The 13,338-nt window shown below is 61.2% G+C and carries 13 protein-coding genes; 12 read left to right on the top strand and 1 reads right to left on the bottom strand.

From position 1 onward, the window contains the following. Window positions 1–24 precede the first annotated feature (24 nt). The gene (locus AB4Z25_RS07100; protein ID WP_112538371.1) at window positions 25–1,005 is read left to right on the top strand and encodes a complex I NDUFA9 subunit family protein; all 981 of its coding nucleotides are present in this window, start codon (window positions 25–27) and stop codon (window positions 1,003–1,005) included. Between the two features lie 141 nt (window positions 1,006–1,146). Continuing rightward, window positions 1,147–1,443, top strand: a complete 297-nt coding sequence (locus AB4Z25_RS07095) for a hypothetical protein (protein WP_148194260.1) — start codon at window positions 1,147–1,149, stop codon at window positions 1,441–1,443. 121 nt (window positions 1,444–1,564) lie between these two features. Here AB4Z25_RS07095 and AB4Z25_RS07090 read toward each other — a convergent pair whose 3' ends face one another. Next, on the bottom strand, window positions 1,565–2,362 hold the full coding sequence (locus AB4Z25_RS07090) for an undecaprenyl-diphosphate phosphatase (RefSeq protein WP_112538370.1): 798 nt from the start codon (window positions 2,360–2,362) through the stop codon (window positions 1,565–1,567). 269 nt (window positions 2,363–2,631) lie between these two features. On the opposite strand from AB4Z25_RS07090, the gene AB4Z25_RS07085 reads away from it, so the two are divergent. From AB4Z25_RS07085 to AB4Z25_RS07040, 10 genes are all read left to right on the top strand, one after another. After that, complete coding sequence (locus AB4Z25_RS07085) at window positions 2,632–3,324, top strand: glutathione S-transferase family protein (RefSeq protein ID WP_112385176.1); 693 nt, start codon at window positions 2,632–2,634, stop codon at window positions 3,322–3,324. Between the two features lie 12 nt (window positions 3,325–3,336). Next, complete coding sequence (gene queG, locus AB4Z25_RS07080) at window positions 3,337–4,494, top strand: tRNA epoxyqueuosine(34) reductase QueG (RefSeq protein WP_112538368.1); 1,158 nt, start codon at window positions 3,337–3,339, stop codon at window positions 4,492–4,494. After that, on the top strand, window positions 4,494–5,366 hold the full coding sequence (locus AB4Z25_RS07075; protein WP_442207916.1) for an SDR family oxidoreductase: 873 nt from the start codon (window positions 4,494–4,496) through the stop codon (window positions 5,364–5,366). Before queG ends, AB4Z25_RS07075 begins: the two co-directional genes overlap by 1 nt. Window positions 5,367–5,765: 399 nt before the next feature. After that, window positions 5,766–6,134 (top strand): septal ring lytic transglycosylase RlpA family protein, encoded by a 369-nt coding sequence (locus AB4Z25_RS07070; protein ID WP_112385173.1) that lies wholly within the window; start codon window positions 5,766–5,768, stop codon window positions 6,132–6,134. A 140-nt stretch (window positions 6,135–6,274) separates the two neighbouring features. Beyond that, window positions 6,275–7,564 carry an RsmB/NOP family class I SAM-dependent RNA methyltransferase gene (locus AB4Z25_RS07065; protein ID WP_112538366.1) on the top strand — a complete coding sequence of 430 codons (1,290 nt, stop codon included), beginning with the start codon at window positions 6,275–6,277 and terminating at the stop codon, window positions 7,562–7,564. A gap of 176 nt (window positions 7,565–7,740) precedes the next feature. Beyond that, window positions 7,741–9,018, top strand: a complete 1,278-nt coding sequence (locus tag AB4Z25_RS07060; RefSeq protein WP_112385171.1) for an imelysin family protein — start codon at window positions 7,741–7,743, stop codon at window positions 9,016–9,018. Window positions 9,019–9,064: 46 nt separating this feature from the next. Then, window positions 9,065–10,603 (top strand): di-heme oxidoredictase family protein, encoded by a 1,539-nt coding sequence (locus AB4Z25_RS07055; protein WP_112538365.1) that lies wholly within the window; start codon window positions 9,065–9,067, stop codon window positions 10,601–10,603. Beyond that, window positions 10,603–11,697: an imelysin family protein gene (locus tag AB4Z25_RS07050; protein WP_112538364.1), complete on the top strand. Its 1,095-nt coding sequence runs from the start codon at window positions 10,603–10,605 to the stop codon at window positions 11,695–11,697. The genes AB4Z25_RS07055 and AB4Z25_RS07050 overlap by 1 nt, the downstream gene beginning before the upstream one ends. Window positions 11,698–11,702: 5 nt before the next feature. Further along, a complete protein-coding gene (locus AB4Z25_RS07045; RefSeq protein ID WP_112538363.1) occupies window positions 11,703–12,794 on the top strand; it encodes a DUF1513 domain-containing protein in 1,092 nt (363 codons plus the stop codon). A gap of 40 nt (window positions 12,795–12,834) precedes the next feature. Then, complete coding sequence (locus AB4Z25_RS07040; RefSeq protein ID WP_112538362.1) at window positions 12,835–13,287, top strand: TspO/MBR family protein; 453 nt, start codon at window positions 12,835–12,837, stop codon at window positions 13,285–13,287. Window positions 13,288–13,338: the final 51 nt, after the last annotated feature.

The following is a 13,338-nucleotide window of genomic DNA, read 5'->3' as shown; positions in this document are numbered from 1 at the left end:
CCCAAGCCTTTCGAGGAACCTGCCATGACACTTGCCAACCTGCCGCCGCTCGTCACCGTGTTCGGAGGCTCCGGCTTCGTCGGCAGGCACGTGGTTCGCGCGCTTGCCAAGCGTGGATACCGCATCCGGGTCGCGGTGCGCCGCCCCGATCTCGCAGGTTTCCTGCAGCCGCTCGGCAATGTCGGCCAGATCTCCTTCGTGCAGGCCAATCTGCGCTACCGCCAGTCGGTCGAGCGCGCCGTCGAAGGCTCCGACTGTGTGATCAACTGCGTCGGCATTCTTTTCGAGACCGGCCGCAACACCTTTGACGCTGTGCAGGATTTCGGTGCGCGCGCCGTTGCCGAAGCAGCGAAGAATGCCAAGGCTCGTCTGATCCACATTTCGGCAATCAGCGCCGACGAGAAGTCGGAATCGAGCTATGCCCGCAGCAAGGGGCGCGCCGAGACGGCGGTGCTGTCGATCAAGAAGGATGCAGTGATCTTCCGCCCGTCGATCGTTTTCGGACCCGAGGACAGCTTCTTCAACAAGTTTGCCGACATGGCCCGTTTTTCGCCGGTTCTGCCTGTCATCAGCGGGGGCAAGACCAAGCTGCAGCCTGTCTACGTCGAGGACGTTGCCGAGGCCGTGGCGCGCGCGGCCGACGGCAAGGCTCTCCCTGGCAAGATCTACGAACTCGGCGGCCCTGAAGTCCTCAGCTTCCGTGAATGTCTCGAGACCATGCTGAAGGTGACAGCGCGCAAGAATCCGCTGGTATCGATGCCGGCAGGTATCGCCTCGCTGATCGGCAGCATCGCATCGCTGATCCCCTTCGTTTCACCGCCGATCACGCCTGACCAGGTTCGCCTGCTGAAATACGACAACGTCGTATCGGCAAAGGCGGAGAAAGAAGAGCGCACGCTGAAAGGCCTCGGCGTCACGCCGACGATGGCGACCTCGGTTCTGCCGTCCTACCTAGTGCACTACCGTCCGCATGGGCAGTACACGGGCACCGGCAAGGCCGCCTGATTCGTCCCATTAGAATTAACTGAAACGCCGCCTGCGGATTTCCACAGGCGGCGTTTCTGTTTTGGGTGAAAGCTCAAATCTGGCGCAAGTTTCGCGTGTTTTTGTGGCCTGAAAAGCGGATTGGCGTTGCATAAAAGCCGCATGAAAAAATTAGTGAAATTAACGTCACATTTAGCAGGAACATTTATTGCTATTTGCCATTCCACTGACTACACACCCGGCGCGCAACTAGCGGCTCACGAGGCTTGGCAGGCGCGTTCAATCGATTTGAAAGGCTTTATACCGATGGGCAAGTCAATCGCGCTTCTCTTTGCGTGTGCGGCACTGGTTATCCTGGCCGGCTCCTTCATCGCGCCCGGCTCGGTCGCGGCTGTGAAGGATGGCTGTGCGCCGGCTTACGGTGTCGACCCCTGCTCGACGGCAAGCATTCCCCAATAAGTGGGAGCTTTTCCGCGCGGCTGAGTTGAACGCCCGCTTGGCGGAAAGCAATGATTTTCAAAATAGTCTGAATTGGTTTCAGCCCCCTGCCTGTCGGCAAGGGGCTGTTTTTCGTTGAGCCTCAGGCGATGATACCGGCATAGGCCATGCCGAGAAGCACGGCGCCGAGAATGATGCGGTAGATCGCAAAGACGGTGAATCGGTTGCTCTGGATATACGAGAGCAGCCATTTGACCGCGATGAAGGCAACGATGGTCGAGACCACGAAGGCAATGCCGAGCGCTGTCCAGTCTTCGTTCGCCGCGCCGCCATCCTTCACGGTCTTGAACAGCTGATAGGCACTGGCCGCGTACATGGTCGGAATGCCGACGAGGAAGGCGAATTCCGTTGCCGCGGCGCGATTGGCCGTTCCGGCCAGCATGGCAACGAAGATCGTTGCGCCGGAGCGCGAGGTGCCCGGGAAGATGCCGGCGACGACCTGAGCAATACCGACCAGAATGGCAACCATCCAGGTGATGTCCTTGTAGGGCGGCTTCTTGGCGGCGGCCCATTCGGCAAAGATCATCCAGAAGCCGCCGATAATCAGCGCCCAGGCAATCGGCGTCGCATGTTCCGGCAGCTCGAAGCCGAGCTTCTTGACGATCAGGCCGAGCACGGCGGTGATCAGGAAGGCGACGATGAGCCTGGAGGCGTAGCGGCGGTTCTTGGGTTCTCGCCAGCCGACGACCAGATCCACAAGGCGGCGCCAATAAATGATGGTGACGGCCAGAATGGCGCCAGCCTGAATGACGATATTAAACGTGTCGGACCGGGCGCCGAGCCACTGCTCTGCAATGATCAGGTGGCCGGTACTGGAGATCGGCAGGAACTCCGTTATCCCCTCGATGATACCCAGGATGATCGCGTTTATATAATCCATCTATGGTCTCCGGTTAAAATTCCTGGCCGCCGAATCAGGACCGGGCAAGCGCCGGCGGCGGGCAACTCATTGGTCATCAGGATGGCGGAAAAAGGCCGGATCTTTCGGGAGATCATGAAAAACCCATCATTGGCCGCACTTAGAAGCGGCTGTAACCCTGCTTCGCAGTTGAAGCCGCCATCCAATCCTATATCTTTCTTAAACTCTAATTGTTAGGAGTTTGAGAAGGACACAATGTCGCCGAAACGCGGGCGGACCGAAAACCCATAATGCCAGTACTTTATCATCACCCCATGTCGACCGCCTCCCGGTTTATCCGGCTGGTGCTTGCAGAATACGGCTATCAGGTCGATCTCGTGGAAGAGCAGACCTGGGACAAGCGCCGTGATTTCCTGGCGTTGAACCCCGCCGGGACGTTGCCGGTCTATGTCGACGACAGCATGCGCGCACTCTGCGGCGCCATGGTCATCTCCGAATATCTCGACGAAACGCACGGCGTCCTCAAGCGGGACCGCCGGCTTCTGGCGGAAGACCCGTTTCAGCGCGCCGAAATCCGCCGCCTCGTCGAATGGTTCATGCTGAAGATGGAAACCGACGTGACGCGCCCGCTGGCGCGCGAGCGGGTCTACAAGCTGCAGATGACAGCGGAGCAAGGCGGCGGCGCGCCTGACTCCAAGATGCTGCGCACCGCGCGCAGCAACATCCGCCAGCATCTGAAATATGTGACCTGGCTTGCCGGCTCGCGCCAGTGGCTGGCGGGCGAGCGCATGAGCTATGCGGATCTGGCCGCGGCGGCATCGATCTCGATCCTCGATTACCTCGGCGAGATCGACTGGGCGGAAACGCCTGTCGTCAAGGACTGGTACCAGCGCATCAAGTCGCGGCCGTCCTTCCGCCCGATGCTCAACGAGCGGGTTCGCGGCCTGACGCCGGTTTCCCATTACGCCGACCTGGATTTCTGACGGGGGCTCTCGATGCCCGCACGATCAGAGCAGGATAAAGAGCGAAAGAAGCGCGAGAGCCTGACCGCTTTCGTGCGCGCCGAGGCAGCAAGCCTCGGCTTCGAGCTCTGTCGCGTGACCCGGCCGGACTCCATTCCTGAAGCCAAGGCACGGCTCGGTGAATTCATTGATGCCGGACGGCACGGAACGATGGAATGGATGGCCGAGACGCAGGAGCGGCGTGGCGATCCCCGCTCGCTCTGGAGCGATGTCCGGTCCGTCGTGGTCTTCGGACTGAATTACGGCCCGGAAGAGGATCCGCGCAGCATTCTCGAGAAGCCCGATAAGGCGGCAATCTCGGTCTACGCCCGCAATCGCGACTATCACGATGTCATCAAGGGCCGCCTGAAGGAAATCGCCACGCGCTTTGCCGCACGCGCCGGAGCCGACGTGAAAGTCTTCGTCGATACCGCGCCCGTCATGGAAAAGCCGCTGGCTGCCGCTGCCGGGCTCGGCTGGCAGGGAAAGCACACGAACCTCGTCAGCCGGGCGCACGGCTCCTGGCTGTTTCTCGGCTCGATGTTTACCACCGCCGACCTCGATATCGACGCGGCGGAGAGTGATCATTGCGGCTCCTGCCGCGCCTGTCTCGACGCCTGTCCGACCAATGCCTTTCCCGCCCCCTACCAGATCGACGCGCGGCGCTGCATCTCCTACCTGACGATCGAGCACAAGGGGCCAATAGCTCCTGAGTTCCGGCCGATGATCGGCAACCGCATCTATGGCTGCGACGACTGTCTCGCCGCCTGTCCCTGGAACAAGTTTGCGGCGTCTGCCTCCGAGATGAAGTTGCAGGCCCGCGAAGACCTGAAGGAACCGGAGATTGCCTTTCTGCTGACGCTCGACGATCCAGGCTTCCGGACGTTCTTCAGCGGCTCGCCCGTCAAGCGGATCGGCCGCAACCGCTTTATCCGCAATGTGCTGATCGCCGCCGGCAATTCCGGCCAGCGGCAATTGATCGATCTCTGCCGCAGCCTCAGCCGCGATCCCTCGCCTGATGTGCGCGGAATGGCGGTGTGGGCCCTTTCGGGGTTGATGGACGCTGGCGAATTCCAGTCGTTTGCGGCAGAAAGGCAAGTCGAAGAGGACGGCGACGTCCTGAACGAGTGGCGGCTGGCGGGAGTATTGTGATGAAGCTGATGATCTTCGGATGTGGCTTTTCGGGAATGGCGATTGCCAAGGCATTTGCCGCAGCGGGTGCCAGCGTCGGCGGCACGACCCGCAGCCGCAACAAGCTCGATCAGCTGCGCGCCGCCGGGATCGACGGTCATATCTTCGACGGCGAGAGCTTGAGCCCGGAGCTGATGGCGGCGATGCATGGGGCAACGCATCTCGTGCAATCGATCGCGCCACGCGAAAGCGGCGATCCCCTCGTCAGTATTGGCGGATCGTCCCTCCGGACGCTGATGCCTGGACTGCAGTGGATCGGCTATCTCTCAACGGTCGGCGTCTATGGCGATCATAAGGGGGCGTGGGTCAGCGAGGATACCGCATGCGTTCCGGTTTCCGGGCGTTCGAAGGAGCGGCTGGAGGCGGAACAGGCCTGGAGCGACCTCGGCGCAGCACTGAATGTACCGGCTGCCATACTCCGCCTCTCCGGGATCTATGGGCCGGGACGCAACGCTTTCGTCAATCTCGAGCGCGGCACGGCGCGGCGGCTGGTCAAGAAGGATCAGGTCTTCAACCGGATCCGTGTCGAGGATATCGGCGGTTCGGCCCTGTTTCTTTCGCAGAGAAAACTGGATGGCATCTATAATGTCACCGACGATCTGCCAGGCCCGCCGCAGGATGTGATCGTCGAGGCGGCCCACCTGATGGGTGTCGAGCCGCCTGCCGAACAGGCCTTCGAGACCGCCGAGCTGACGCCGATGGCCCGCTCCTTTTACGGCGAGAACAAACGGGTCTCGAATGCCAAGCTGAAAGCTGCCGGTTTTGCATTCGCCTTTCCGAACTATCCCATGTCGCTCGCCCAGATGTGGCAGGACGGGCGATGGAAAATCTAACACTTCCGAGCTAGCGATCTAACCCCTCAAAGAGCAGAAAATTCCTACTTCCGAATTTTAGCAATCAAAATTTCGCGCCCATTTATGGTTAACGGCCTCTAAATTTGCGCAAATACGGCAACAAATATGGCGGTCTAGCAAAATTATTTTTGTGATCACCGTAACATTCCGTGAGCGAACTCAGTCCTCGGAAAAATTGTTCTAATTTTACCTGATTCTATTGTCTTTTTTCCATGAGTGCGGCGGCAAGACTTTATTGACCTTAATCCGCCGGGAATCACGAATATTACAGACTGTAACATTCCGTGATTGCGCGTGGCACTTTTTCGCCACTTTTGAGCGGATTCAAGCCCTCACCGCCCCCAAGGCGCAAGTTCAATAGTTGAGGGATACTCCGTTTTGAGGAAAACCAGCCGTTCTCTAATCACTGCCGCGGCGATTGCAGCCTGTTCTTTCATCCTTCCTGCCGAAGGATTTGCTGCAGCCGGATGTGGTGGTGCTTCGTGGTACGCACTGCACTCCAAAACAGCTTCCGGCGAACGCATGAACCCCGCCACACTGACTGCTGCACATCGCTCGCTGAAGTTCGGTACCAAGCTGAAGGTCACCAACCGCAACAACGGCCGCACGGTCATCGTTCGCGTCAACGACCGTGGCCCCTTCATTCGCGGCCGCGTCCTCGATCTTTCCCGTGCCGCCGCTCAGAACATCGGCATGGTCAGCTCCGGCACCGCCAAGGTCTGCTACGAAGTCGTCGCCTCCCGCTAGACGTCCATCTGCTTGCGCCGAGGCGCTTGCTCTTGCCGTCAATCGCGTTTACCACGCGCTTGAGACTTGTGAATTATCCGCTGCATCCGTCTTCTTTCCCGCGGATCGTTCACAAGCCGTTGGCAACAGGAGACTTGTGAATGCGTTTGGGCGGCCGCCTCGAAGGGGCGATTTCGGTTCTGGCTGACATCGAGCAGCGAAAGAGACCTGTCGCCGACGCTCTCAAGGACTGGGGCCTGGCGCACCGATTTGCCGGATCCGGCGACCGCGCCGCGATCGGCAACATCGTCTATGACGCGCTGCGCATGCGGCTCTCGCATGCTTTCCTGATGGATGACGACAGCCCGCTGGCGCTTGCCTATGCGGTGATGTTGCGTCAGTGGGGCTTTACACAGGAAAGCCTCGCAGCCGAACTTTCCGGCGACAAATTTGCGCCGCCGGAACTGCCGGATGCGGCAACGGCGGCTTTCGCAAGCCGCGATCTTTCGTCTGCTCCCGCGCATATACAGGGTGACATACCCGAATGGGTGCAGCCGTCCTTCGAGACCGCCTTCGGCGACAGCTGGCTTGCCGAGGCGCAGGCGCTTGCCGCCCGCCCGACACTCGACCTGCGCGCCAATATCCTGAAGGCCAGCCGCGAGAAGGCCGTAAAGGCGCTGGAACGCGCAGGCGCGCAGGATGCCAAGATCGCCCGCTACGGCATTCGCATACCGGCCGGCGAAGGCGCCTCAAGACTTCCAAACGTCACGGCAGAGCTTTCGTTCCAAAAAGGCTGGTTCGAAGTTCAGGACGAAGGATCGCAGATCGTCGCCGATCTGGTGCTGCCGAAGGATGGCGAGCAGGTGCTCGACTATTGCGCCGGCGGTGGCGGCAAGACGCTCGCCATGTCGGCAGCCATGCATAACAAGGGGCAGGTCCACGCCTATGACGCCGATCGCAAGCGCCTTGCGCCGATCATCGAGCGGCTGAAGCGGGCGGGAACGCGCAATGTCCAGGTTCATGACGATGCGAGAGCGCTCGCAAGTCTCAAGGACCGTTGCGACAAGGTTCTGGTCGATGCGCCCTGCACCGGCACCGGCACCTGGCGCCGCCGCCCGGATACCAAGTGGCGGCTGACCGCCAAGAATCTCGACGAGCGCACCAGCCAGCAGCAGGACGCGCTGACCCAGGCCAGCGCCTTCGTGCGTCCCGGCGGAGAACTGATCTATGTGACCTGCTCGGTGTTGCCGCAGGAGAACGAGGAACAGGTCCGCAAGTTCACCGGCGATAACCCGGAATTCTCGATCGCCAGCGCCCTGCCCGCCTGGAAAGACCTGTTCGGTGCGGCAGCGCCGCAACCGCGCTCCTCCGATCAGCAGACGATTACGCTGACGCCGGCATCGACCGATACCGACGGCTTCTTTTTCTGCCGGATGCAGCGGAAGGCGTAAGGCGCTTTCACCGCTTGCAAGCGATGTGGATGCCGCGGCGGAACGCGTTTTTGAAACGCGGACGTTTTAGTACGTTCGATCCTTAAAACCATTCCAAACTAGAGTGTTTGACACCAGTTTGCTTTTGGGCGATGAGACTCCGGCATTTCAGACGGATATCCGTCAAGGAGAGGACCATGAAGCTCAACAAGAATGTCTGCGCAGCACTGGCGCTGGCGGTAGCCCCCCTATCCGCCGCTCCGGCTCTCGCAGCAGCCCCGAAGGCTGCCGAAGTCGTCAAATATTATACCGAAGTCGCGCATGCGAAATACGAAGACTCGCTGACCACGGCGAAGACGCTCGATGCAGCGATCGACGCCTTCCTGAAGACGCCGACCGACGAGACGCTGAAGGCTGCCCGCGACGCCTGGATCAAGGCACGCGTTCCCTATCAGCAGACGGAAGTCTACCGCTTCGGCAACCCGATCGTTGACGATTGGGAAGGCAAGGTGAACGCCTGGCCGCTCGACGAAGGCCTGATCGACTATGTCGACGCCTCCTACGGCACCGAAAGCGACGAGAACTCGCTCTACGTTGCCAACGTCATCGCCAACAAGACGATCAAGATCAACGGCAAGGATGTCGACGCATCCAAGCTGACGCCTGAGTTCCTCTCCGGCACGCTGGCTGAAGCAGGCGGCGTCGAGGCGAACGTTGCGACCGGCTACCACGCCATCGAATTCCTGCTCTGGGGCCAGGATCTGCACGGCACCGGACCGGGTGCCGGCGAACGTCCTGCCAGCGACTACGACCTGAAGAATTGCACGCACGGCAATTGCGACCGCCGCGCCGAATACCTGAAGTCGGCCTCCACCCTGCTGGTCTCCGATCTGCAGGAGATGACCGACAACTGGGCTCCGGATGGCGCTGCCACCAAGCATGTCGAGGAAAATGCCAAGGCTGGCCTCACCGCCATCCTGACCGGCATGGGTTCGCTCTCCTACGGCGAGCTTGCCGGCGAGCGCATGAAGCTCGGTCTGCTGCTGCACGATCCGGAAGAAGAACACGATTGCTTCTCCGACAACACCTACAACTCGCACCTCAACGATGCGATCGGTATCGCCGCTGCCTACACGGGTGACTACACCCGCGTCGACGGCAAGAAGATGACCGGCCCGTCGCTTCACGACCTCGTCGCTGCGAAGGACAAGAAGCTCGACAAGGAAGTCGAAGGCAAGCTGAAGACCACGCTCGACGCCATGCACGCCATGGCCAAGCGCGGCGAGACTGTCGAGAAATACGACCAGATGATTGCCGAGGGCAACAAGGAAGGCAACGCGACTGTTCAGGCCGCCATCGACGGCCTCGTCGATCAGACCAAGTCGATCCAGCGCGTTATTGCCGCACTCGATCTCGGCAAGGTCGAGCTTGAAGGTTCGGACAGCCTGGATAATCCTAACGCTGTCTTCAAGTAAGCAATAAAGGCGGGCCGTCCTGAAACAGGGCGGCCCGAACTCCGAAATGCCCCATCCACCGGCTCGCCGTCTCTATCTCAGCGTCGCGCTTCTCGCCACGCTTGCCGGTCTTCCCGTCGCCCTCGCCGCCAATTTCGATCTGCCGGTGAAGCGGACCGATCTTTCCGACGCCGATATGAAGCGCGTTGCCGACGTGACGCGCCCAACCGCGGATTTCGCGAAGGCGGAGCCATACGAGGCCATGCAGGCCGGGGCAGCGACATCGATCGATCCCGTCACCGAAGACAGTTTCTCGCATATCTCCGCCAACATTCCCTTCGAGGAAGAGCAGAACTTCAAGCTCGGCAATGCACTATTCAAGAAGCTCTGGGTATCGGCACCATCCTCGACCCAGGCATCCGATGGGCTTGGCCCGCTTTTCAATGCACGCTCCTGCATGAGCTGCCACGTCAATGACGGGCGCGGCAAGCCGCCGGAGGGCGGCGCCAGCGCAACGTCGATGTTCCTGCGGCTGGCGCGCACGCCGGAGACAGCAGCAGAAGAAAAAGCGATTGCCGGCGCCGAGACGGTGAATTTTCCCGATCCGGTGTACGGACATCAGTTGCAAGACCTCGCCGTTCCCGGCCTTGCGGCCGAAGGCAAGATGGCGATCCACTACACCGAAAAGAGCGTGACGCTGGCGGGCGGCGAAACAGTCCTGCTGCGCGCGCCCGAATATTCGGTCACCGATCTCGCCTATGGGCCGCTCGATCCGGCGACGACAATTTCGCCGCGCGTCGCACCGGCAATGATCGGGCTTGGCCTGATCGAAGCGATCCCGCCTGCCGATATCCTGGCGCATGCCGATCCGGATGATCGCGACGGCGATGGCATCTCGGGCAAGGCGGCGATCGTGCGCGATCACCGCACCGGCGACATCGCGCTCGGCCGCTTCGGCTGGAAGGCGCAGAACGCCACGGCGCGCGACCAGAGCGCCGACGCTTTCTCCAACGATATCGGCATCTCCACCCCCGACCGGCCGGATGCCTATGGCGACTGCACGGATGCCGAGACCAAATGCCGCAAGATGCCGACGGGCGTTCAGAAGCGGCTCGGCAACGAGGAGGCGCCCGGGCCAGTGCTCGACCTCGTGACCTTTTACTCCGCCAATCTCGCCGTACCCGCCCGCCGCAAGGCGAGCTTTCCGGATACGCTGCGCGGCAAGCAGCTGTTTTATCAGTCCGGCTGCATCTCCTGCCACGTTCCGAAATTCGTCACCCGTCGCGATACGGCTGAAAAAGCTCAATCTTTTCAGCTGATCTGGCCCTATTCCGATTTTCTGCTGCATGACATGGGCGATGGACTGGCCGACGGTCAGCAGGTCGGGCTTGCAAGCGGACGTGAATGGCGCACCCCGCCGCTATGGGGTATAGGACTGACCCGGACTGTCAGCGGACACAGCTTTTTCCTGCATGACGGCCGCGCCAGGAACCTCACCGAAGCGATCCTATGGCATGGCGGCGAAGCAGAAAAAGCCCGCAACGCATTCTCCTCTCTGCCGAAAGACGATAGAGAGGCCCTGATCAGATTCCTGGAGTCCCTGTAATGCGCCTTTGGCAGCCTCTCGTTCTTTCGCTTGCCCTTGCCGGCCAGGCAGCCGCACAGACGGCAGCGCCTCCCTCAGGTCTCAACGAAGATGCCGTGCCGCAGGTGATGGCCCGCGCCGTCGACGAGGTGATCCGCCCCGGCTACCGCAACATGCAGCAGTCGGCGGCCCGGCTGACGACGGTGATGAAAGACCTTTGCGCCGACGGCACGCAGCAGACGCTCGACAAGGCGAAGTCGACCTTCGACGATACGATCCGCTACTGGTCGAATATCGAGATCGTCCAGACAGGACCGGTCATTCACGACAACCTCTTCGAACACATCCTGTTCTTCCCCGATCGCAAGGGCGTCGGCCTCAAGCAGGTCCAGGCGCTGATCGCCAAGGCCGATCCGAAGGATACGACCGTCGATGCGATCGCCGGCAAGAGCGTTGCACTGCAGGGCCTGACGGCGCTGGAATACGTACTCTATGGAAACGGCTCGGAAGATCTGATCAAGCAGAAGAACGGCTTCCGCTGCCAATATGGCGCGGCCGTCGCCGGCAATATCCAGCGCGAGGCCGGCGAAGTCGTCGCCGCCTGGGAAAAGCCCGATGGCGTGCAGGCGAGCTGGAAACATCCAGGCCCTGAGAGCGAAGACTTCATGGACAACAATGAAGCCGTCACAGCACTGCTCGGCATCCTCGTTCATGGCGCCGAGACGGTGCGCGACCAGCGGCTGGAACAGTTCTACAAGGGCAAAGACACAGCACCGCGCCCGCGCATGGCGATCTACTGGCGCTCCAAGAACACCTGGAAGTCGATGACGGCCAACATCGAAGGTCTGCGCACGCTCTGGCAGAAGGCCGGCATGGCCGAGCTGCTGCCCGCCGACAAGAAGCCGATCGCCGACGCGATCGACGCCAATTTCAAGACGCTGCTCGACACGGTGCCGAAGCTCAACCCTGACATCGACGTCGCGACCAGCGATGCCGAGAAGGCCAAGCTCGATGCGTTTCTGGCGACCAGCCGCGACCTGATCACCCGTATCAGCGATGATTTCGGTGGTGCGGTCGGCCTTTCGGCCGGTTTCTCCTTCTCCGACGGAGACTGATACCGATGTGGCGCAGTGCTGCGATCGACCGGCGCGGCTTCATGAAGGCTGCAGGCGTGACCTTCCTGGCTGCACTACAGCCACGCAGCCTGTTTGCGCTCGAGCGCGCCGACGCCGTCTATGCCTCCGGCATCCGCGCAGCTGACGGCTCTTTCGCGGTGGCGACGGTCACCGAGCGCGGAGAGATCATCGATCAGGTAACCTTGCCTGACCGTGCGCATGGCATGGCTTTCAGCAAGGCGACCGGCAGGACCGTGGCCTTTGCCCGCCGTCCCGGCACCTATGCGATGATCTTCGATCCCTGGAACAAGGGCGAGCCCGTTGTCATCACTTCGGTCGAAGGCCGGCACTTCTACGGGCATGGTGCCTTCTCTCCCGATGGCCGCATCCTCTATGCCAGCGAGAACGACTTCGACGCCAATCGCGGCATGATCGGGCTCTATGACACCACCAACCGCTTCGCCCGGATCGGCGAATACGAGACCTATGGCGTCGGCCCGCACGACATGACCGTTTCCGATGACGGAAAGATGCTGATCATTGCCAATGGCGGTATCGAGACACATCCGGATTTTGGCCGCACCAAACTCAATCTCGACAATATGCAGCCATCTCTGGCGCTGATCGACGCGGCATCGGGCGCGCTCATCGAGCGGCGTACCTTGCCACCGCAATGGGCGCAGGTCTCGACCCGGCATGTCGATCTCGATGCGGATGGCCGCGTCTGGTTTGCCTGCCAGTACGAAGGGTCGCGGCGCGATCTTCCGCCGCTGGTCGGCCACTTCTCCAAGGGCGAGGATCTCACCCTTATTGACCTGCCCGAAGAGACGACGCGACGGCTCGGCAGCTATGTCGGCGCCATTGCCGTCAACCGCGGCGACCGGCTGATCGGCATCACCTCGCCAAAGGGTGTTTCGGTCACCATCGATGCCCGCACGGGACGGATGGTTGCAGAAGATGCGTTGCCGGAGGCGGCAGGTGTCGCGCCCGCGGAACACGGGTTTGCGGTATCTTCCTACGAGGGTGAATTCCTGTCGACCCAGAGCGATGTGGCATGGGATCAACACATCGTCCGAATTCAGCGCAAAGGCGCCTGACATTGCTGGACCGCCGGACGGACGGCCCTAACTTCGCGGCATGAACAAAGCGCTCACCTATATCGTCTTCATTGCCGTCTCCCTCGGCGGCGGCCTCCTGATCGGCACCAACAATCTGCCCGGCGAATGGTATCAGTCGCTGGCCAAGCCGGTCTTCAATCCGCCGAACTGGATCTTCGGCCCTGTGTGGTCGATCCTTTACGTGCTGATCGGCATTGCCGGCGCGCGGACCTGGCTGCGCGGCCACCTCTCGGCCGCCATGCTGATCTGGGCCGGGCAGATGGTCTTCAACTTCCTCTGGTCGCCATTCTTCTTCGGCGCCCAGATGCCGAAGGCAGCGCTCGTCGTGATCGTGATCCTGCTCGGGCTGGTACTGGCGTTCATTGCCAATCGCTGGTCCTCAGACCGGATATCCGCCACCCTTTTCCTGCCCTACGCCGCCTGGGTCGGCTTTGCGACAATTCTCAACGCCTCGATTGCCTACCTGAACTGATTTACCCCTTGGCATCCTTGTCGAATCCGGCGCGCCGTGCCACTTTCGCGG

Origin of the sequence: Rhizobium sp. RAF36 (assembly GCF_052114105.1) — a bacterium.
In the GTDB taxonomy this organism is placed as follows: Bacteria; Pseudomonadota; Alphaproteobacteria; order Rhizobiales; family Rhizobiaceae; genus Rhizobium.
The sequence above is the reverse complement of the archived record's forward strand: the minus strand, read 5'-3'. Positions and strand labels throughout refer to the sequence as shown.

Excerpts from the sequence above, each read along its gene's own strand:
- AB4Z25_RS07100 (WP_112538371.1), top strand. The coding sequence starts at position 25 with ATGACACTTGCCAACCTGCCGCCGCTCGTCACCGTGTTCGGAGGCTCC.
- AB4Z25_RS07095 (WP_148194260.1), top strand. The coding sequence starts at position 1,147 with ATGAAAAAATTAGTGAAATTAACGTCACATTTAGCAGGAACATTTATT.
- AB4Z25_RS07090 (WP_112538370.1), bottom strand. The coding sequence starts at position 2,362 with ATGGATTATATAAACGCGATCATCCTGGGTATCATCGAGGGGATAACG.
- AB4Z25_RS07085 (WP_112385176.1), top strand. The coding sequence starts at position 2,632 with ATGCCAGTACTTTATCATCACCCCATGTCGACCGCCTCCCGGTTTATC.
- queG (WP_112538368.1), top strand. The coding sequence starts at position 3,337 with ATGCCCGCACGATCAGAGCAGGATAAAGAGCGAAAGAAGCGCGAGAGC.
- AB4Z25_RS07075 (WP_442207916.1), top strand. The coding sequence starts at position 4,494 with ATGAAGCTGATGATCTTCGGATGTGGCTTTTCGGGAATGGCGATTGCC.
- AB4Z25_RS07065 (WP_112538366.1), top strand. The coding sequence starts at position 6,275 with ATGCGTTTGGGCGGCCGCCTCGAAGGGGCGATTTCGGTTCTGGCTGAC.
- AB4Z25_RS07060 (WP_112385171.1), top strand. The coding sequence starts at position 7,741 with ATGAAGCTCAACAAGAATGTCTGCGCAGCACTGGCGCTGGCGGTAGCC.
- AB4Z25_RS07055 (WP_112538365.1), top strand. The coding sequence starts at position 9,065 with ATGCCCCATCCACCGGCTCGCCGTCTCTATCTCAGCGTCGCGCTTCTC.
- AB4Z25_RS07050 (WP_112538364.1), top strand. The coding sequence starts at position 10,603 with ATGCGCCTTTGGCAGCCTCTCGTTCTTTCGCTTGCCCTTGCCGGCCAG.
- AB4Z25_RS07045 (WP_112538363.1), top strand. The coding sequence starts at position 11,703 with ATGTGGCGCAGTGCTGCGATCGACCGGCGCGGCTTCATGAAGGCTGCA.
- AB4Z25_RS07040 (WP_112538362.1), top strand. The coding sequence starts at position 12,835 with ATGAACAAAGCGCTCACCTATATCGTCTTCATTGCCGTCTCCCTCGGC.